The sequence below is a fragment of the Microbacterium candidum genome, assembly GCF_030315975.1.
Taxonomy (GTDB): Bacteria; Actinomycetota; Actinomycetes; order Actinomycetales; family Microbacteriaceae; genus Microbacterium; species Microbacterium candidum.
The window spans coordinates 1-18026 of sequence record NZ_JASXSZ010000001.1; the positions used below are offsets into that span (position 1 = coordinate 1).

Here is an 18026-nt window from a genome sequence, read left to right on the forward strand (position 1 = left end):
ACAGGAGAAGAAATGACGGACTTCGATTACGGTCCCATCGAGTTCTACGCGATCGCGTTCGACGGCGACCGCCCCGGTCCCGCGGTGCTGAAAGCGGTGGACGACCTCGTCGCGTCGGGCACGGTGAACCTGCTCGACCTCGTCTTCGCACGCCGCTCCCCCGAGGGGGAGGTCGAGGTGCTGGAGATGTCCGACACCATCGAGAACGACGCGCACCCCGCCCTGGATCTCGCAGGTCTTGCCGGGGAGGACGACATCCTCGCCCTCGTCGACGACCTGGAGCCGGGCCGGTCGGCGGCGATCCTCGTCGTCGAGCTGCTGTGGGCGAAGGCGTTCGCGTCACGCCTGTTCGAGGCAGGCGGCGCCGTGATCGCCCGCGAGGGCGTGCCCGCACCGATCGTGAACGCGTTCCTCGCGGAATACGCGGACTGAGACTGTAGAAGGAGAAACGAATATGCCTCTGAGAAGAATGGGACGCCCCGGCCTGGTCGGGATGGCTGCACGCACCGCCGTCGTCGCCGGCACCGCCACCGCCGTGTCGGGTGCCGTGATGTCGCACCAGCAGAACAAGGCGTACGCGGCGCAGGAGCAGCAGGCCTACGAGGCTCAGCAGCAGCAGGCGGCGATGGACGCCGCCGCCGCGCAGGCCGTCGCCAACGCGCAGGCCGCCCAGGCACCGGTCGCCGCCGCACCCGCCGCACCGGCCGAGGACGACATGATGGCCAAGCTCACCCAGCTCGCACAACTGCACGCGCAGGGCATCCTCTCCGACGACGAGTTCGCCGCCGCCAAGGCCAAGCTCCTCAGCTGACCCACCGCAACGAAGAAGGCCGCACCCCACCGGGTGCGGCCTTCTTCGTCTGCCCGGCTACTCGCGAGCGAGAGCCGCGAGCGCCTCGAGCTCGAGGTCGAGGTACTGCTCCTCGCTCACGTCGATGCCGACGCCGAGGAGCTTTCCGCCGCTGAACGGGAAGCCGTCGGAGTACTGTCCGCTCACGGCATCGCCGCTGTCGAACCCGACGCACAGGCCGTCGCCCGCAAGCGTGAACTTTCCGATCTGCGCACGCATCGGCCCCTCGGCGACGACCTGGTCGTCGATGTAGAGCTTGCACGTGCCCACCGACTCACCGTGGTCGCCGGCGCCCTCGCGGACGAACTCCATGCCGAGGGCGTGCTTGCCCGGGGTCAGCTCACCCGAGGTGAACACCTGCTCCGGCGGGATGCCGAGGAAGTTGTACACGTAGGTCAGCCTGTTGTCCTTGATGAACAGCGAGTGACCGCCGAAGCGCGAGCCGTGCGCGAAGAGCACGCCCTCGGCCCCCTCCTCGAGCACCACGTCGGCGATGATCTTGTACGACCGCCCGCGGACATTGACCGCGACGCTCTCGGCGACCGCCGTCGTGTCGGGGTAGTAGATGTAGCGCGTGCGGGGCGGCTCCGACTGAGGCCGCTCGATCGTGAGCTGCTCGCGAGCGGAACGGTCGTCGAGGGGCATGACGTTGTTGCGCCCAGCCTCCTCGAACCACGTGTCGATGAGCTCCTTCAGCTTCTCGGGGTGTTCAGCCGCGAGGTCCTTCGACTCGGAGCGGTCGACGTCGACGTGGTACAGCTCCCAGCGGTCCTCGTCGAAGCGCCCGTGACCGGTGAGCGGAGCGTGGATCGTCGCGGCCTTCCAGCCGTCCTTCCAGATCCCGCGCGTGCCGATCATCGTGTAGTACTGCACGTGCTTCTGCGTCGGACCGTCCGGCGCCGCATCGAACGAGTACTTCATCGAGACTCCGTCGAGCGGGCGCTGCTCCACCCCGCGGAAGACAGTGGGCATCTCGATGCCGATGACGTCGAGCACCGTCGCGACGATGTCCACAGAGTGGTGGTACTGATGCCGGACCTCGCCCTTGGCCTTGATGCCGGCCGGCCAGTGGATCACCATCGGGTCGCACGTGCCGCCGGAGAACTGCGAGTAGCGCTTGAACATCTGGAACGGCGTCGAGAACGCCGTCGCCCAGCCGGTCGGGTAGTGGTTGTAGGTCTCCGGCCCACCCAGCACGTCGATCTTCGACAGATTCTCGGCGAGGTCGTCGGGGAAGCCGTTGAAGAACTTGTTCTCGTTGACCGACCCGTCGGGGGAGCCTTCACCCGAGGCGCCGTTGTCGGCGCAGTAGAAGATGAGGGTGTTGTCGAGCTGACCCGTCTGCTCGAGATAGTCGATCAGACGCCCGACCTGGACGTCGGTGTACTCGCTGAATCCGGCGAACACCTCGGCCATCCGGATGAAGAGGCGCTTCTCGTCCTCCGACAGCGTCTCCCACGGCTTGACGTAGTCGGCGGGGTTCGCCTGGTCGTCCGGAAGCGGGTTGATGGGGGTCAGCGCTGTGCCCTCGGGCAGGATGCCGCGCTCGATCATGCGCGCCAGCACCCACTCGCGATACGCGTCGTACCCGTCATCGAAGACGCCCTTGTACTTCTCGATGTACTCCTTGGGCGCATGGTGCGGGGCGTGGTTGGCGCCCGGGCAGAACCACGTGTACCAGGGCTTCGACGGGTTCGACGCGTTCTGGTCGCGGATGAGGCGGATCGTCTGATCCACCAGGTCCTTGGAGAGGTGGTAGCCGTCTTCGGGCAGATACGGCTGGTCGATGAAGTGGTTGTCCTCGACGAGATCGGGGTACCAGTTGTTGGTCTCGCCGCCGATGAAGCCGTAGAAGCGGTCGAAGCCCATCGCGAGGGGCCACTGCTCCTTGCTGCCGCCGGTGGAGACGTCCTCTTCGGGCACGTTGTGGTTCTTGCCAATCCAGAACGTCGAGTAGCCGTTCTTCTGCAGCACCTGGCCGATCGTCGCGCACTCCTCGGGGAGTCGGCCGGAGGCGCCGGGGAAGCCGTTCGTGGCCTCGGTGATCACGCCGAATCCGTTGGCGTGATGGTTGCGCCCCGTGAGCATCGTCGAGCGCGTCGGCGAGCACAGCGCCGTCGTATGCCATTGCGTGTAGGTCAGGCCGTCTTTGGCCAGGCGGTCGAGGGTGGGCATGTTGATGCGCCCGCCGTACGGCGACCATGACGCCATGCCGGTGTCGTCGTAGAGGATGACGAGGATGTTGGGAGCCCCTTCCGGCGCCTTCGGCGTCTCGTAGGGCGCCCAATCCGCGACCGAGTCGCGGACGTCGAGCTTGATCACTCCGTTGAAAGCCGGACGTGCCATGGCAGAGTTCCTCCATTCGGCGCAAGTGCCTGTCCGCTCACCGTAGCGCGGCGTCCGGGGCCGCATCCAGACACCGGCCGGACCGGCCACCCGCCTGCGTCAGTGGCCCAGCGTCACCTCGTACCCGGGCACGAACTCGAGCGTCACATGCGAGGGGTCCACGCCCTGGGCCTTCAGCGCGGTGACGAGTTCGACGGTGTCCGGGATCGGCATGGGGCCGGTGAGGCGCACCACCGCGGTCGATCCGGAAGTGCTCACATCCGCGACGTCCCAGCGGTTCTGGGTCGCCCACGGGTCGGCGGCGGCATGGATGCGGCTCTGCAGCACGGCCTGCTGGGTCAGCTGCACCGAGATGACCGCGAGCGGGATGGCGATGACGACGAGGGTGAGCAGAGTGAAGACGATCGCGCGCGGCCGGCGGCGTGCGCGCGTGCTCTCGTCGACCGCGTCCACGTCCGGCCCGACGCGCCGGGCGGCGAGGATGACGACTCCCGTCGCGATGATCGCGGCGACGTTCGTGGCGAACAGCAGCAGAGCGCCGAGCGCCTGAAGCCACACGCCGGACTCCAGCGTGAGCCCGACGACGCACAGCGGCGGCACGAGCGAGATGGCGATGGCGACGCCGGGGAGCGTGTCCGAGATGTCGGAGCGGACGAGGGAGATGGCGCCGACGGCTCCCGTCGCGAGCGCCGCGACGAGGTCGATGACGTCCGGCGCGACGCGCGACGCGACCTGCGGATTGGTGGCCGCCGTGACCGGCGCCACCTCGAAGAGTCCGACGACGTATCCGATCGCGATCGCCGCGAGCGCGCCGGTCACCACGAGCAGCCACGACCGCAGCAGATTCCGACGATCGCCGAGCACGGTCGCCAGGGCGATCCCCATGATCGGCGTCATGAGCGGAGCGACGATCATGGCTCCGATGACCGTCGCCGTGGAGTCGCCCACGACGCCGGCGCTGGCGATCACCGCCGCCAGCACGAGGAGGATCCAGAACCTGCTGAAGCGGGTGCGCATCTTCTCGCCGTCGAAGAAGACGGCATCCCGCATGTCGGCGACCGTGTTCATCGGATCCCCTTCCGCCCGCCCACGTCAGGTGTGCGGGCCCGCCTGAGGACCCGCCCCGGGTCATATCTTGTCGGGTGAGGCGCGCGCACCGAGGCGGGACGCGCCAGGCAGGAGGGGGATCGGGACACGGTGGGTCCATGCCAGGATCGGCCTATGGCCGATCTCAGCTCGTGGACCGACTCCCCCACCCGCCGAGCGATCGAGGACTTCGTCGCCCGCGTCACGTCGGGTCCGGACGCCGTCCCGGTCGAGGAGAGGGTTGCGGTCTTCGACAACGACGGCACGCTGTGGTCCGAGAAGCCCATGCCCACGCAGCTGCACTACATCGTGAACGGCTGGCGCGCGGCGGCCGAGGCCGACCCGTCGCTCGCGCAGCAGCAGCCGTACCGTGCCGCGGTCACCGGCGACTTCGCGTGGCTCGGGGGCGCGATCGACAAGCATTACCTCGGCGACGACTCGGACCTGAAGGTCCTGATCGGATCGCTCGTCGGGCTCGTGCACGGGGTGAGCGTCGAGGAGTACGCGGCATCCGTCTCCGAGTTCTTCCGCACCCAGCAGCACGTCACGCTGCAGCGCTCGTACGCCGAGGCCGTCTACCAGCCGATGGTCGAACTGCTGCGCTATCTCGAGGCCAACGGCTTCACGTGCTACATCGTCTCGGGCGGCGAGCGCGACTTCATGCGCCCCATCGCCGAGGACTTCTACGGCATCCCGCCAGAACGGGTCGTGGGATCCGCGTTCGGTCTGGACTACGACGCGGAATCGGGCGACGTCCGGTACGCGGCATCCCTCGCGTTCTTCGACGACGGCGCGCAGAAGCCGGTGCGCATCTGGACGCGCATCGGGCGGCGGCCCCTGGTCGCCGTCGGGAACTCGAACGGCGACATGGAGATGCTCGACTTCGCGTTGAAGGGGGCACGGCCCGCCCTTGCGATGCTCGTGCACCACGACGACCCCGGCCGCGACGTCGCGTACGACAAGGGCGCGGAGAGGGCGCTCGCCGCGGCGGCCGACCGCGGCTACACCGTGATCAGCGTCAAGGACGACTGGTCGCGCGTCTTCACAGGCGACTCCGCCTGACGCCGACCCTCGTTCACACCACGGGGGCGGATGCCTCGGCGAGACCCTCCTCGACGGTCGCGTGGACGCGTCCTGCCGCCGTGAGGCCCTGATACCAGTCGACGTGCGTCGCGGTCGCGGTCGCGTTCTCCGGCAGAGCCGCCAGATGCAGCGTGACGCCGCGGTGCTCGAGTTCGCGGTCCAGACCCTCCATCGCCTCGAGGACGGTGATGGTGATGGTGCGCAGGCGCGCGACATCCAGCACGACCGCCGTGACGGGTGGATCCTGCATCGATGCGATCCGCACGACTTCGTTCGCGTTCGCGTTCGCGTTCGCGGCGTAGAGCCCCTGATCGAGGGTCAGCACGATCGCATCGCCGCGCCGGTCGCCGACGATGACGCGCGGGATGTTGAGCTCGCGGAGCACGAGGATGAGCGTGACGGCGACGCCTACCGCGACGGCGAGGAGGAGTCCCACCGTGAGGCCGATGAACGCGACGGACAGAGCGATCCAGAAGTCCCTGCGGCTGATGCTCCACCACCGGACGAGCTCCGGGATGTCGATGAGCCCGACGACCGCCACGAAGACCATCGCGGCGAGGGTCGCCTGAGGCAGGAGGCTCAGGACCGGCGCGAGGAACAGCGCCACGGCGATCGCCAGGATGACGGTGACGATCGTCGCGAGCTGGGTCTTCGCCCCGGCGTTCCGGTTGACCGCGCTCTGCGAGAAGCCCCCGGCGGCGGGCATCGTGGTGAAGAACGACCCGAGCACGTTCGCCGCGCCGGTCGCGAAGAGCTCCTGGTTGGAGTCGACCGGCGGCTCGCTCATCTTGCGGATCGTGCGCGACACGGCGGCGGACTCGAGGAAGGCCATGACGGCGATCGCGAGCGCTCCGGGCAGAAGTGCCCCGAGGTGGGTGAAGTCGGGGAGCCCCGGCACCGGGAGCCCGGAGGGCACCGGCGCGATGAGCTTCACGCCGAGGTCAGGGAGCCCCGCGAACGCGACCAGCAGGATGCCGCCGACCACGACGACGAGCGCGCCGGGGACCATCGGCGCGAAGCGCTTGAGCAGGACCAGAACCAGGATCGTTCCGACCGACAACGCGACGGTCGGCCAGTTGAGGCTCGGGAGGGCATCGCCGATGGCGACGACCGACCGGAAGAAGCCCTCACCGGAGGTGTTGGTCGTCTCGCCGAGGAGCTTCGGCACCTGGCCGACGGCGACGGTCGCCCCGACGCCGATCTTCACGCCGAGCACGGTGGCGCTCGAGATGTTCTCGACCAGCGAGCCGAGCTTCAGCAGCCGGGCGAGGACCAGGATCACGCCGACGATCAGCATCAGCGTCATGAGCGACCCGAGCGCGTCCTTCGATCCGGCGGCGATGCCGGCCGACACGAGGGTGGTGGCCGTCAGCGTCGCGATCGTCGACGTCGTCGACACGCTCATCGCGCGGCTGCCGCCGAGGATCGCGTACACGAACATCGGCACGATGCACGTGTAGAGGCCCACCTGGACGGGCATGTTGGCGATCGTGGCGTACGCCATCGCCTGGGGCACCACGACGGCTCCGGCGGAGAGTCCCGCGACGATGTCCGGGACGAGCCACGACCGCCGATAGCCGACGAGGGATGGGAGCCACCAGCGAGTCTTGGTGGGCGCAACGGTCGTGCTCATCCCATGACCGTATCGCGCGTGTCCGGAGTCACTCGGCGGCGACTCCCGACGCATCCTGCTGGAGCGCCGCGACGTTGCGCAGGAAGAGGATGATCCAGGAGAAGATCAGCCCCGCCGCAACGAGTTCGGTCGCCGTCAGCGTGTAGTAGCCGATGCCGAACAGGACGCCGGCGACGACGATGATCGCGACGAACACCCAGCTCACGATGAGGAACGCGCGCGGGATGCCGGGGAGCCATCTGGGCAGCCCGATGATGAGCACGGTGTAGGCCACCGCCATCCCCGTGGCGACGCTGTTGTGAACGAGCAGGAACTCGTTCACCGGGAAGATGCCGACGCACGCGAGGAAGACGCCGATCGTGATCAGCAGGCCGCGGACCCACAGCAGACTCCTGCGCGACGCCGCCGCGACGCCGCGCGTCGCGTGCCGCGCGAGCGTCACGACCATCGCGCCGGAGACGATCAGCGTCGCGTTGAACGCGAGGGCCGAGAAGTCGCCGGTCGAGCCCAGTTCGCTGAGGTTGAGCTTCCACCACGCAGGATCGGCGGAGGTCAGCATCGACGTGATCATTCCCTCGACGAGGAAGAGCGCCAGGAGGAACGCGAGGAACTCGAGCGTGAGTTGCGTCGAGGCCACGAAGGCTGCATACGCGGTGAGGGCCGCGGCGGCGCCCGCGATCAGCAGCGACGGGAGTGCGAACACTTCGGCGCCCTCGAACGAGCGGCCCAGGATGTCGGCGAGCAGGGTCCACGTGAGGAGTGCGATGACGCCCAGAGCGATCGCCACGACCACGATGTCGACGACGTCGAGGAACCCGACGCGCCGCACGCGGTCCCGCACGACGTAGCGACCGAACGCGAACGCCAGGGCGCTGATGACGGCGGTCGAGATCGCGATGTACTGACCGAGCGAGCCGGCGCCATCGATCGGGACGGACTGGAAGTGCAGCACTGGGAGGGCGACGAGAGCCACGACGACGAAGGCGATCGCGCCGATCGCGAGCGCGAGCGACTCGCGCGAGCGCACGCTGCGCACGACGGGGGATGCGGTGAGGGCGGGCTCTGCCGAAGCGATCTCGGCGGCGTTCTCGGTCATGGGGCTCCTGGAGGTGGCCGGCACGGACGACGCCGGGTGCATTTGCGAGCCTAGGGGGTGCGGTCGTCTCCGGCATGGCACGCGGCGGCGGAGATCCAATCGCCCTCAGGGGCGTCGCCAGGAGGATGATGACTCCATGAGCGGCACAGAAGCACAGTGGAAGGCGCGTCCCGCACTCGCCGAACGGCGCGCGGAGGGCGCTGCGGCGCGTCAGCACAAACCCCGCACCACGCTCGCGAACCTGACGACGACGGGGCGCGATCCGATGGCGATCCTCGAAGAGCAGGATGCGACGCGGGTCCAGCAGATGGTGCCCCTTCGTCACGAGCGCATGTCGGCCAGCCCCTTCGCGTTCTACCGCGCCACCGCGGCCATCATGGCCGCGGACCTCGCCAACGATGCGGACACCGGCATCTCGGTGGGGTCGTGCGGCGACGCGCACGTCGCGAACTTCGGGTTCTATGCATCCCCTCAGCGCACGATCCTCTTCGACGTCAACGACTTCGACGAGGCGGCCTGGGCGCCATGGGAGTGGGATGTCAAGCGGCTGGTCACGAGCATCGTGATCGCGGGCCGCGCCACGGATCGCGACCGCGGCGTGGTCCGAGACGCTGCGTACCGCGCCGTGCGCCGCTACACGCTGGTGATCGCCGAGGCTTCCGAGACGAGCCCGCTCGAGAGGTATTGGGCGCACTTCGACGAGCACACCTCGGTCGACGCGATCGACAAGATCTCCCGGAACGTCCTGAAGGACGCGATCAACGCGGCGCGCAAGCGCACCGGCGAGAGCGCGGTCCGGAAGATGACCCGCCCGGATGCCGACGGCCGCCTGCGGTTCATCATCGAACCGCCCGCGATGATCGCCGTGCCGGAGCCGCTCCAGGAGGTCGCCGAAGCGCGCATGCGCGCGTACATGCGAAGCGCGAACGTCGACATCCGGCTCCTCCTCCAGCACTACACCAAGTCGGACACGGCGTTCCGCGCCGTGGGTGTCGGGAGCGTCGGCACGCGCTGCTACGTCACCGTTCTCCAGGACGGCGACGGGAACACGATCCTCCTGCAGACGAAGGAGGCGCAGCAGAGCGTCCTCATCAAGTACGGCAAGGCCCCCCAGCCGGACGGCGCGCTCGAACTCCTGGAGGAGTATGGCGAGGGTGGCCGCGTGGTGGGGATGCAGCGTGTGCTCCAGGCCGTCTCGGATCCGTTCCTCGGGCATATGAGCGACGACAACGGCGACTACTACGTGCGTCAGTTCCGGGACATGAAGGGCGGGATCGACATGGAGACCCTCGCCGACGAGCAGTTCACCAGGTTCGGCGAGGCATGCGCCTCGACGCTCGCCCACGCCCACGGGCGGACCGCGGACGCCGCTCAGGTGGCCGGCTACATCGGGAGCAGTTCGGTGGTGGCCGATGCGGTCGTCGCGTGGGCCGATGCGTACGCGGACCTGGCCTACGAGGACTGGAAGGCGTTCGTCGCCCGGCCGCGACCCTGAGTACCGCAGCGCGCCCCCTGACCGATCGCCGTCGCCCCAGATTCACGCGATCTGCATGAGGCCGACGGTTCTCCGTCGCCGAGCGAAGGAGTAGTGTCGCGAACGCGGGACCCGCGTGCGATGCGGGTGCTGGGGGTTCGATTCGGAGGCACTCCTTTTGGCGAGCCGAATTCGACGGCCTCAAGGCGAAGGCGTTCGCCGTGAGTGACGCCAGAACAGGAGAAGAAATGACGGACTTCGATTACGGTCCCATCGAGTTCTACGCGATCGCGTTCGACGGCGACCGCCCCGGTCCCGCGGTGCTGAAAGCGGTGGACGACCTCGTCGCGTCGGGCACGGTGAACCTGCTCGACCTCGTCTTCGCACGCCGCTCCCCCGAGGGGGAGGTCGAGGTGCTGGAGATGTCCGACACCATCGAGAACGACGCGCACCCCGCCCTGGATCTCGCAGGTCTTGCCGGGGAGGACGACATCCTCGCCCTCGTCGACGACCTGGAGCCGGGCCGGTCGGCGGCGATCCTCGTCGTCGAGCTGCTGTGGGCGAAGGCGTTCGCGTCACGCCTGTTCGAGGCAGGCGGCGCCGTGATCGCCCGCGAGGGCGTGCCCGCACCGATCGTGAACGCGTTCCTCGCGGAATACGCGGACTGAGACTGTAGAAGGAGAAACGAATATGCCTCTGAGAAGAATGGGACGCCCCGGCCTGGTCGGGATGGCTGCACGCACCGCCGTCGTCGCCGGCACCGCCACCGCCGTGGCCGGCGGGGTCGCCGCGCACCAGCAGAACAAGGCGTACGCACGCGAGGAGCAGCAGGCGTACGAGGCCCAGCAGCAGCAGGCGGCGATGGACGCCGCCGCCGCGCAGGCCGTCGCCAACGCGCAGGCCGCCCAGGCACCGGTCGCCGCCGCACCCGCCGCGCCCGCCGAGGACGACATGATGGCCAAGCTCACCCAGCTCGCACAGCTGCACGCGCAGGGCATCCTCTCCGACGACGAGTTCGCCGCCGCGAAGGCCAAGCTCCTCAGCTGACCCACCGCAACGAAGAAAGGGCATCGCCGACCGGCGGTGCCCTTTCTCGTTGCGCGACTACCGGCTAGGCCACGGGTCCAACCGGAATGGCGACCACAGCCGCTCCCGCAGCGTCTTCGTCCGTCAGGCCCGGGATGACCGGTTCGGGCGACCTGAACCAGTCGAGGTAAGCGAGCACGCCGCCCGCGATCAGGGCGTAGACGAGCAGCACGGTCAGCGGCTGTTCGATACCGTTGCCGCCGAAGTAGATCGCGTTCCTCAGGAGCAGGAAATCGTTGCGCGGCGGGAAGAGATGGCCGATCTGATTCCAGAACCCGGGAAGGTAGGTGGCGCCGTTCGAACCTCCCGACGAGGGATTGCCGAACTGCAGGATCACGATCAGCGTCACGACCACGCCCGCGGGCCCCAGCAGTCGGCGAAGCACGGCGGTGAACCACGCCACGACGACGATGATCAGGGACATGATCGCCCAGGCGATCCAGAACGAGTTCTGCGGGATCGCCTGGAACCCGAACGTGATGGCGAGATCGATGGCGAGCGCCGTGACCACGGAGAACCCCGCCAGCCAAAGTCCACGCCAGCGTCCTGATGCGGTGCCGACGGCATTCGTCAGCATCGAAGCCGACATGTATCCGCCGACCAGCAGCGCCACAAGGACCGTCGCCAAGACGAGCGCGAAGGGGTCGCCGGCCGGGAGCGGTGTCGGCTCGTACGGCTTGACGCTGATCTGCTCGCTCTTGTCAGCGGCTGCCGCCTCGAACGCGTGGGTGAGATCGAGGGGTGCGACGTCGCTCATCGTCGGCACGACGATCAGCTGAGCCGGCGACTCCGAGGCGATGAAGGCGCCGTAGATCTCGCCGCGATCCATCGCCTCCGTCGCAGCCTGCGCGTTCGGATACGAGATGACGTCCAGCGACAGGAGCGGGCCCTGCGCTGCATCGGGAAGGTCGCTCGAGCCGACGACGCCGAACGGCATGTGCTCCGCCACGGGCTCGTGACCGGAGCTCGTGTAGTTCAGGGCGAACAGCGTCGTGAGGATGAACGCGAATGCCGCGGGTATGAGGAGCGCACGCCGAACGACCTTCGACGTTCCACGAGGTGCGCCCGCGACAGCCGCTTCCGTAGGCGCGGATCGCCGCGTCACGGCGATGATGACGATGAGACTCACGACCGCGTAGAGACCGAGCACCAGGATCGGCAATCCGATGTTGTGCCCGCCGAAGTAGATCACATTCCGGTAGAGCTCGATCGCATGTCGCGGCGGGAAGAAGTTTCCGACCGTCTGCCAGAACGTGGGCAGCAGGGCGGCGCCGGCTCCCCCCGAGCCTGCACCGCCGATGATGACGAACAGCAGCGCGGCCAGCAGCGAGCCCATCGGACCGACCAGCGCCTGGAGAGCGACCGCCGAAAGGCCGACCGCCACCGTGACGAGGAAGAAGGCGGGGATCAGGGCGATGGTTCCGGACGGGATCGCCCCCAGCACGGGACCGGCGATCAGCCACGTGATCAGCGAGGTCAGCGCCGCGTACCCCAGGACGAACCCGATCCGGCCGGGTGCTGCGGCGGACTTCGTGGAGGAATAGAGAAGCGACGCGACGAGGTAGCCGCCCATCAGCGTCGGAAGGAGCAGCAGACCCACTACTCCCCCTGTCCGGTCAGAAGTCGGCAAGGGTGCCACGACCGTCGTCGTGATCTTGCGATCCTGCGCCGCGGCCTCCTTCTCGAATCCGCCGCGGACGAAGATCTCGCCGAAGAAGCTCTTGGCCGGGACCGTGACCAGAGTGTCGGAGTCGGTGCCGACGACATACCCGCCGTAGATGTCGCCCTGTTCCGCAGCCGTCATGAGCGCCGACTCGCTCGGATACGTGATCACGTCGAGTGCGTTGTCCTTGTTCACAGCATCGACGACAGGCGACGACGCCGTGACACCGAACGGCATGTTCCGCGGCTCGAGCAAGTGAATCGCGCTCACCAGGCAGACGGCGAACAACAGCACGAGGAATGCAACGATCCCCAGCGCGACTGTCGGTTTCTTGATCATGACATGGCCCCCCATGGTCCTTGCAGAATCCCTGCGTCTGACGACTCTTCTCCGGGGATGAGCGGGCCCGCGTCCCTTCGCCTGCAAGTGAACATGAGCACATCACCCCATCTGCACTCAACCGGTACAGCCGGTCCTGCCACATCGCACACTTCGTGTGAACTTCGGCGGGGCGGCACTCGCTGTCGTTGCGCATGCGTTCAGGTGCTTGTGATGCCGCCGGCTCCGCGCTCACTTGAGGCGAACGTGCAGGACGGACCCCTACCCCGCCCATAGGCTTCCGAGCCACAGGCCGAGCGCGGCCGCGGCGAGGGCGAGGATCAGCATCCCGAACCCGTTCGCAGCAGCGCGGCCCCAGTGCCCCGCCCGCGCCAGGGTGACGGTCTCGAGGCTCGCCGTGCTGAACGTGGTGAACCCGCCCAGGAGCCCCGTTCCGAGGACGAGCTCCGCATCCGGGGAGATCAGCGTTCCGGTGACCGCCGTCACGATCCCCAGGACGAACGCTCCGAGCACGTTGATGAGCATGGTTCCAGGCGGGAGAACCGTATGGACGCGCGCCTTGACGGCGCCGTCGAGGGTGAAGCGCAACGCGGCTCCCACGCCGCCTGCGATGCAGAGGAGCAGGATCGTGAGCGGGCCGGTCACGAGTGCTTCCTGACGGTCAGGATCCCCATCCCGATGCCGGCGAAGGATGCCCCGGCTCCGACGATCACGGTGGCGAACCCGTAGAGCATGCCGACCCACACCGAGTGGGTGCCGAACAGCTGCACGCTGTCGACGGCGAGCGCGCTGTACGTCGTGAATCCGCCCATCATGCCGATGCCGAAGAGGAGGCGTGCCTTCTTGCGGCCGCCCGCGTCGGGGCCCCCGCGCGTGAGCCCCTCGATGATCCACCCGAGGATGAAGGCCCCCACGACGTTCTCCACCATGGTGCCGATGGGGATGCCGTTCCATTCCGGGATCGCCTGCTCGCGGACGTAGCGGAGAGTCGCGCCGACGCATCCGCCCGCGAAGACCAGCAGGATGTAGACCCATCGCCGATAGTCGGGGCGCGCAGCGGCGTCCGCCGCCGTCGTCGTCGTTCCCTGGGTCTCGCTCTCCGTCATCTCCGCCTGACCTCCGCCGTCAGCGCCGCGAGCTCGTCCGCCATGCGGCGGATCTCCGCGCGCGTCTCGTCCTCGGCGGGCGCCGGCTCGGGCTGAGGTTCAGCCCGAGTGCTCTCCGCCGCCTTCGCGCGGTCGGTGATCCACGACACGAGCGTGCCGGAGATGAGACCGATGACCGCGATCGAGCCGAACATCAGGACCACAGCCACCCAGTGCCCGAGAGTCGTGACCGGGTAGTAGTCGCCATAGCCGACCGTCGTGAAGGTGACCACGGACCACCAGCTCGCCTCTCCGAACGTCTCGATGTTCGCACCCGGCGCACCGCGCTCCGCCGCCAGCACCGTGACGGAGCAGGCCCACATGAGGATGATCGCGCTGAGGACGCCGTACCAGGCGATGCTGCGGCGCAGCGCCGATGCCGAGTCCCGGACGCCGCGGCCCACGATCGCGAGCGCGCCGAGCAGGTGCAGGACGCGCAGCGGGGGGAGCACGACCACCACGAGTTCGAACAGATGCCGGCGGAACCATGCGCCGCGGCTCTTGGCACGGAACAGGCGGGTCAGGTAGTCGATCGCCAGGAGCACCCAGGCGACCGCCATCCCGGTCAGCGCGACCGTCTCCTGCGGCCCCTGCAGATCGCCGATCACGAGCCACGAGTACGCGGCGATGAAGACGATCGACGAGACGAGGAGGATCGCGTCGAATGTCGGTCTCGGCCGATCCTCGTCTGCCGCAGCGCCCTGGGAACTGGTCATGTCGATTCCCTTCTCTCGGAATTCATGCTTCCGCGCTGATCCGTGCTCGCCAGGTCCGCGTTCCGATCCGGCACAGATGATCGGCGAGATGGGCACAGATCGGCGGATGCGGCCCTGGCCGGGCGGGATGCCCCCGGCTACGGTGTGAACCGAGATGCGATTTCGTCGCAGATGGAGGTCATCGTGCACGTGCCGGATGGATTCCTGAACCTGCCGACCTCGGTCGTGACCGGGGTCCTCGCCGCCGGCGCGATCGGCGTGGCGCTGCCGGTCGCGCGCCGCGAGAGCCTCGGCGAGCGCAAGGCCCCGATGGTCGGCATGGTCGCGACGCTCATCTTCGCGACCCAGATGCTGAACTTCCCGGTCGGACTCGGCACGAGCGGCCACCTCATCGGCGGCGCACTCGCCGCCGTCCTCGTCGGCCCTGCCACCGGGCTCTTATGCATCAGCGTCGTCCTCATCGTGCAGGCCGTGTTCTTCGCGGACGGCGGCCTCACCGCGCTCGGCACGAACATCCTCCTGATGGGCGTCATCACGGTCGTCGTCGGTTGGGGGCTCTTCCGTCTCGTCATCGCCGTGCTGCCCGCGCGGAAGTGGTCGGTGCCCGTCGCGACGGGGGTCGGCGGGCTCATCTCGGTGCCGGTGGCCGCGGCCGCCTTCTCGGTGCTGTTCGCGATCGGCGGCCAGGCCCCCGTCCCGTTCGAAGCCCTGTTCCTCGCGATGACCGGCTGGCACGTCCTCATCGGGATCGGCGAAGCGGTGATCTCCGCGTTGATCGTGGCGGCCGTCATGGCCACACGACCGGACCTCGTGTACGGCGCGCGCTTCCGGCGCACCCGGCGCCCCGAATCCGAGCCGGCTTCCGTCGCCGAGGAGGCGTCCGCATGAGCACCACCCCCCGCGATGACGAGAAGCCGCGCGTCTCGACCCGCACGTTCTTCATCGTCGGCGGCATCATCTGCCTCGTGCTGGCGACCGTCGTGAGTCTGTGGGCCTCGCCGCATCCGGACGGACTCATGCACGTCGCGAAGGCGATCGGCATCCTCAGCACCGAGAAGCAGAGCGCCACGGCGGGCAGCCCGCTGGCGGGCTACGGCTTCGCCGGCATCGGCCATTCCGATCTCGCGAAGGCCCTGGCCGGCGCGGTCGGATGCATCCTCACGTTCGCCGTGGCGATCGGCATCGGGCTCCTCGTCCGCCGGTCACGCCGCTCCGGGCGTTCGTCGGACCGGTGACCGCGGTGGCGGACCCGTCGAACCGCTGGGGATACCACCCCGGCTCCACGCCGCTGCACCGGCTGAGCCCGCGCACGAAGCTCGTCGCGCTGCTGCTGTTCGCCGTCATCGTCGTCGCGACACCGCGGGAGTGGATCCCGTTCTACGCCGCATACGCCGTGTTCGCGGTCATCGTTCTCGCCGTCGCGCGGGTGCGGGCGGGCGACGTGCTGCGGCGCCTCACGATCGAGATCCCGTTCCTGATCTTCGCGCTGCTGCTGCCGATCGTCGCGACGGGGCCGCGGGTGGACGTGCTGGGCTTCTCACTGTCGGTCTCGGGCCTGTGGGGCGCGTGGGCGATCCTCGCCAAGGCCACCCTCACGCTGGCGATGTCGATCGCCCTGGTCGCCACCACGGAGCCCGGGCGCGTCGTCCTGGCCTTCGGCCAGATCGGCCTCCCCCGGGCGCTGACCTCGATCATGACGTTCATGGTGCGGTACCTCGACCTCATCGTCGCGGAGTCGCACCGGATGCGGATCGCGCGCGAATCCCGGGGGTTCGATGCGCATGGCGTCCGTTCCTGGGGCATCCTCGCCAGGGCGGTCGCGTCGAGCTTCGGGCGCGCCCACGCGCGCGGTGAGCGCGTGCACCTCGCCATGGTCTCGCGCGGATACGACGGAGGATCGTGATGCCGGCAGGAATCAGCATCCAGGGTCTGCGCTACGCATACCCCGACGGCACCCCCGTCCTCGACGGGGTGGACCTCGAGGTCGCCCCGGGCGAACGCGTCGCGGTGCTCGGCCGCAACGGCGCCGGGAAGACGACCCTCATGCTCCACCTCAACGGCGTCCTCATGGCGAGCGCCGGATCCGTGCGCATCGACGGCACGGAGATCTCGCGGGCGACGGTCCGCGACATCCGCCGACGGGTCGGCCTCGTCTTCCAGGACCCGGACGACCAGCTCTTCATGCCGACGGTCGCCGAGGACGTCGCGTTCGGCCCGTCCAACTTCGGCAGCACGGGTGAGGAGCTGGAAGCGCGTGTCTCGGCCGCGCTGACCGCGGTCGGCCTCGAGGATCGCGGCGCCTCCTCCCCGCAGCGCCTTTCGCTCGGGCAGCGCCGCCGCGCCGCGATCGCGACCATCCTGTCGATGGACGTCGACGTGGTCGTGCTCGACGAGCCGACGTCCAACCTCGATCCGACCGCCCGGCGCGAGCTCAGCGGCACGCTCGCCGGCCTCGACAGCACGATCGTCGTCGTGACGCACGACCTCCCCTACGCTCTCGAGCTCTGTCCGCGCTCCGTGATCCTCGACGGCGGACGGGTCGTGGCCGACGGCGCGACGCGAGATCTGCTCGCCGACGCCGAGCTCATGCGCAGGCACGGGCTCGAGCTGCCGTGGGGCTTCGACCCGTCGATCGTCGACGAGCTGCACTCATGAGCGCCACCCCCAACCCCGAGGTCACCGCGGTCACCTCGGTGCTCAACTCGATCAACTGGTGGCAGCTCGCCGCCGCCGTCTCGACCGTCATCCTCGGCTGGATCCTCGGCGTGATCGCGCGGCGTGCCGTCCTCGCGATCCTCGCCCGAGCCTCCGGCATCAGCCCCGGTGCCGCCGAGCTCATCGCACGCATCGTCAAGTACACCATCGTGCTGTTCGCGGTCGGACTCGCCCTCGTGTTCCTCGGCGCCAACGTGCAGCCGCTCCTGGCCATCACGCTGATCATCGTGGTCGTGGTCGTCCTCATGCTCCGCGGCGTCGCCGACAACTTCGCCGCCGGAGTGCTCCTGCAGTCGCGTCATGCGGTCAAGCCCGGCGACCGCCTCGAGGTCGACGGCCCGACCGGCTCACTCGTGGGCACGGTCAAGGAGGTCAACGCCCGCTCGGTGATCCTCGTGACGCTCGACGGCCGCACCGCGCACATCCCGAGCACCGTGCTCACCACCGGGGTCCTCGTCAACCACTCGACCCACGGCGCCCGACGCAGCAGCGTCGACGTGCGGGTCGAGCGGCGCGGCGCGGGCGTGCAGGACATCGTCGACATGCTCGAGGCGGCGATGGATCTCGAGGGCGTGCACGAGCACCCGAAGGCCGAGGCCGTGGTCACGTCGATCACCCCCGTGCGGGTCGCGGCGGAGCTCCGCTTCTGGCATCACCCCGCGCGGCGCGTGAAGATGACGGCCGCGGTGGTCCGCTCCGCATCCGACGCCCTCGAGGCGGCCGGCCACAAGGCCACCGTCACGAGCGGCGATCAGTTCGGGCCGATCATCCCCGCCGACCCGGTCTGAACCGGC

19 protein-coding genes are annotated in these 18026 nt (G+C 68.8%); 11 read left to right on the top strand and 8 right to left on the bottom strand.

Annotation, left to right across the window (positions count from 1 at the left end; translation table 11 throughout):
• The first annotated feature begins 12 nt into the window (after positions 1-12).
• Together QSV35_RS00005 and QSV35_RS00010 are read left to right on the top strand one after the other, a co-directional pair.
• Positions 13-432: a DUF6325 family protein gene (locus QSV35_RS00005; RefSeq protein ID WP_286285435.1), complete on the top strand. Its 420-nt coding sequence runs from the start codon at positions 13-15 to the stop codon at positions 430-432.
• A 37-nt stretch (positions 433-469) separates the two neighbouring features.
• Positions 470-811, top strand: coding sequence for an SHOCT domain-containing protein (locus tag QSV35_RS00010; protein ID WP_286287791.1), 342 nt, complete (start codon positions 470-472; stop codon positions 809-811).
• Positions 812-868: 57 nt separating this feature from the next.
• On the opposite strand, the gene QSV35_RS00015 is transcribed toward QSV35_RS00010, so the two are convergent.
• Together QSV35_RS00015 and QSV35_RS00020 are read right to left on the bottom strand one after the other, a co-directional pair.
• Positions 869-3196: an arylsulfatase gene (locus QSV35_RS00015; protein ID WP_286285437.1), complete on the bottom strand. Its 2328-nt coding sequence runs from the start codon at positions 3194-3196 to the stop codon at positions 869-871.
• A gap of 99 nt (positions 3197-3295) precedes the next feature.
• Positions 3296-4264 carry a TIGR00341 family protein gene (locus tag QSV35_RS00020; RefSeq protein WP_286285438.1) on the bottom strand — a complete coding sequence of 323 codons (969 nt, stop codon included), beginning with the start codon at positions 4262-4264 and terminating at the stop codon, positions 3296-3298.
• A gap of 153 nt (positions 4265-4417) precedes the next feature.
• Here QSV35_RS00020 and QSV35_RS00025 point away from each other — a divergent pair, with 153 nt between their 5' ends.
• Positions 4418-5344, top strand: coding sequence for an HAD family hydrolase (locus QSV35_RS00025; RefSeq protein WP_286285440.1), 927 nt, complete (start codon positions 4418-4420; stop codon positions 5342-5344).
• Positions 5345-5357: 13 nt separating this feature from the next.
• On the opposite strand, the gene QSV35_RS00030 is transcribed toward QSV35_RS00025, so the two are convergent.
• A complete protein-coding gene (locus QSV35_RS00030) occupies positions 5358-6998 on the bottom strand; it encodes a SulP family inorganic anion transporter (protein WP_286285441.1) in 1641 nt (546 codons plus the stop codon).
• 28 nt (positions 6999-7026) lie between these two features.
• Positions 7027-8094, bottom strand: a complete 1068-nt coding sequence (locus QSV35_RS00035; protein WP_286285442.1) for a DUF998 domain-containing protein — start codon at positions 8092-8094, stop codon at positions 7027-7029.
• Positions 8095-8230: 136 nt separating this feature from the next.
• Between QSV35_RS00035 and QSV35_RS00040 the strand changes: the two genes are divergently transcribed.
• The 3 genes from QSV35_RS00040 to QSV35_RS00050 all read left to right on the top strand — a co-directional run bounded on the left by QSV35_RS00040 (position 8231) and on the right by QSV35_RS00050 (position 10615).
• Positions 8231-9589 (top strand): DUF2252 domain-containing protein, encoded by a 1359-nt coding sequence (locus QSV35_RS00040; RefSeq protein WP_286285444.1) that lies wholly within the window; start codon positions 8231-8233, stop codon positions 9587-9589.
• A 227-nt stretch (positions 9590-9816) separates the two neighbouring features.
• Positions 9817-10236, top strand: coding sequence for a DUF6325 family protein (locus QSV35_RS00045; protein WP_286285435.1), 420 nt, complete (start codon positions 9817-9819; stop codon positions 10234-10236).
• A 37-nt stretch (positions 10237-10273) separates the two neighbouring features.
• Positions 10274-10615: an SHOCT domain-containing protein gene (locus QSV35_RS00050; protein ID WP_286287792.1), complete on the top strand. Its 342-nt coding sequence runs from the start codon at positions 10274-10276 to the stop codon at positions 10613-10615.
• Between the two features lie 64 nt (positions 10616-10679).
• On the opposite strand, the gene QSV35_RS00055 is transcribed toward QSV35_RS00050, so the two are convergent.
• From QSV35_RS00055 to QSV35_RS00070, 4 genes are all read right to left on the bottom strand, one after another.
• Entirely contained in the window at positions 10680-12656 is a 1977-nt protein-coding gene (locus QSV35_RS00055; protein WP_286285445.1) for an ABC transporter permease, read from the bottom strand.
• Between the two features lie 261 nt (positions 12657-12917).
• On the bottom strand, positions 12918-13301 hold the full coding sequence (gene crcB, locus QSV35_RS00060) for a fluoride efflux transporter CrcB (protein WP_286285447.1): 384 nt from the start codon (positions 13299-13301) through the stop codon (positions 12918-12920).
• Positions 13298-13762, bottom strand: a complete 465-nt coding sequence (locus QSV35_RS00065) for a fluoride efflux transporter FluC (protein WP_286285448.1) — start codon at positions 13760-13762, stop codon at positions 13298-13300. The genes crcB and QSV35_RS00065 overlap by 4 nt, the downstream gene beginning before the upstream one ends.
• Positions 13759-14517, bottom strand: a complete 759-nt coding sequence (locus QSV35_RS00070; RefSeq protein ID WP_286285450.1) for a potassium channel family protein — start codon at positions 14515-14517, stop codon at positions 13759-13761. The genes QSV35_RS00065 and QSV35_RS00070 overlap by 4 nt, the downstream gene beginning before the upstream one ends.
• A 183-nt stretch (positions 14518-14700) precedes the next feature.
• Between QSV35_RS00070 and QSV35_RS00075 the strand changes: the two genes are divergently transcribed.
• Genes QSV35_RS00075 through QSV35_RS00095 form a run of 5 tightly spaced genes read left to right on the top strand, consistent with a single transcriptional unit; the run spans position 14701 to position 18020 of the window.
• Entirely contained in the window at positions 14701-15405 is a 705-nt protein-coding gene (locus tag QSV35_RS00075; RefSeq protein ID WP_286285452.1) for an energy-coupling factor ABC transporter permease, read from the top strand.
• Positions 15402-15752, top strand: coding sequence for a PDGLE domain-containing protein (locus QSV35_RS00080; protein WP_286285455.1), 351 nt, complete (start codon positions 15402-15404; stop codon positions 15750-15752). The genes QSV35_RS00075 and QSV35_RS00080 overlap by 4 nt, the downstream gene beginning before the upstream one ends.
• A complete protein-coding gene (cbiQ, locus tag QSV35_RS00085) occupies positions 15749-16420 on the top strand; it encodes a cobalt ECF transporter T component CbiQ (RefSeq protein ID WP_286285457.1) in 672 nt (223 codons plus the stop codon). Before QSV35_RS00080 ends, cbiQ begins: the two co-directional genes overlap by 4 nt.
• Complete coding sequence (locus QSV35_RS00090) at positions 16420-17172, top strand: energy-coupling factor ABC transporter ATP-binding protein (protein WP_286285458.1); 753 nt, start codon at positions 16420-16422, stop codon at positions 17170-17172. Before cbiQ ends, QSV35_RS00090 begins: the two co-directional genes overlap by 1 nt.
• On the top strand, positions 17169-18020 hold the full coding sequence (locus tag QSV35_RS00095) for a mechanosensitive ion channel family protein (RefSeq protein ID WP_286285459.1): 852 nt from the start codon (positions 17169-17171) through the stop codon (positions 18018-18020). Before QSV35_RS00090 ends, QSV35_RS00095 begins: the two co-directional genes overlap by 4 nt.
• The last annotated feature ends 6 nt before the right edge of the window (positions 18021-18026 follow it).

Bases quoted from the DNA above. Each gene is read 5' to 3' on its own strand.
- QSV35_RS00065 (WP_286285448.1), bottom strand. From the start codon at position 13,762: ATGACGGAGAGCGAGACCCAGGGAACGACGACGACGGCGGCGGACGCC.
- QSV35_RS00045 (WP_286285435.1), top strand. From the start codon at position 9,817: ATGACGGACTTCGATTACGGTCCCATCGAGTTCTACGCGATCGCGTTC.
- QSV35_RS00070 (WP_286285450.1), bottom strand. From the start codon at position 14,517: ATGACCAGTTCCCAGGGCGCTGCGGCAGACGAGGATCGGCCGAGACCG.
- QSV35_RS00015 (WP_286285437.1), bottom strand. From the start codon at position 3,196: ATGGCACGTCCGGCTTTCAACGGAGTGATCAAGCTCGACGTCCGCGAC.
- QSV35_RS00030 (WP_286285441.1), bottom strand. From the start codon at position 6,998: ATGAGCACGACCGTTGCGCCCACCAAGACTCGCTGGTGGCTCCCATCC.
- QSV35_RS00090 (WP_286285458.1), top strand. From the start codon at position 16,420: ATGCCGGCAGGAATCAGCATCCAGGGTCTGCGCTACGCATACCCCGAC.
- QSV35_RS00010 (WP_286287791.1), top strand. From the start codon at position 470: ATGGGACGCCCCGGCCTGGTCGGGATGGCTGCACGCACCGCCGTCGTC.
- QSV35_RS00005 (WP_286285435.1), top strand. From the start codon at position 13: ATGACGGACTTCGATTACGGTCCCATCGAGTTCTACGCGATCGCGTTC.
- QSV35_RS00055 (WP_286285445.1), bottom strand. From the start codon at position 12,656: ATGATCAAGAAACCGACAGTCGCGCTGGGGATCGTTGCATTCCTCGTG.
- QSV35_RS00035 (WP_286285442.1), bottom strand. From the start codon at position 8,094: ATGACCGAGAACGCCGCCGAGATCGCTTCGGCAGAGCCCGCCCTCACC.
- QSV35_RS00080 (WP_286285455.1), top strand. From the start codon at position 15,402: ATGAGCACCACCCCCCGCGATGACGAGAAGCCGCGCGTCTCGACCCGC.
- QSV35_RS00020 (WP_286285438.1), bottom strand. From the start codon at position 4,264: ATGAACACGGTCGCCGACATGCGGGATGCCGTCTTCTTCGACGGCGAG.
- QSV35_RS00040 (WP_286285444.1), top strand. From the start codon at position 8,231: ATGAGCGGCACAGAAGCACAGTGGAAGGCGCGTCCCGCACTCGCCGAA.
- QSV35_RS00050 (WP_286287792.1), top strand. From the start codon at position 10,274: ATGGGACGCCCCGGCCTGGTCGGGATGGCTGCACGCACCGCCGTCGTC.
- QSV35_RS00095 (WP_286285459.1), top strand. From the start codon at position 17,169: ATGAGCGCCACCCCCAACCCCGAGGTCACCGCGGTCACCTCGGTGCTC.
- QSV35_RS00025 (WP_286285440.1), top strand. From the start codon at position 4,418: ATGGCCGATCTCAGCTCGTGGACCGACTCCCCCACCCGCCGAGCGATC.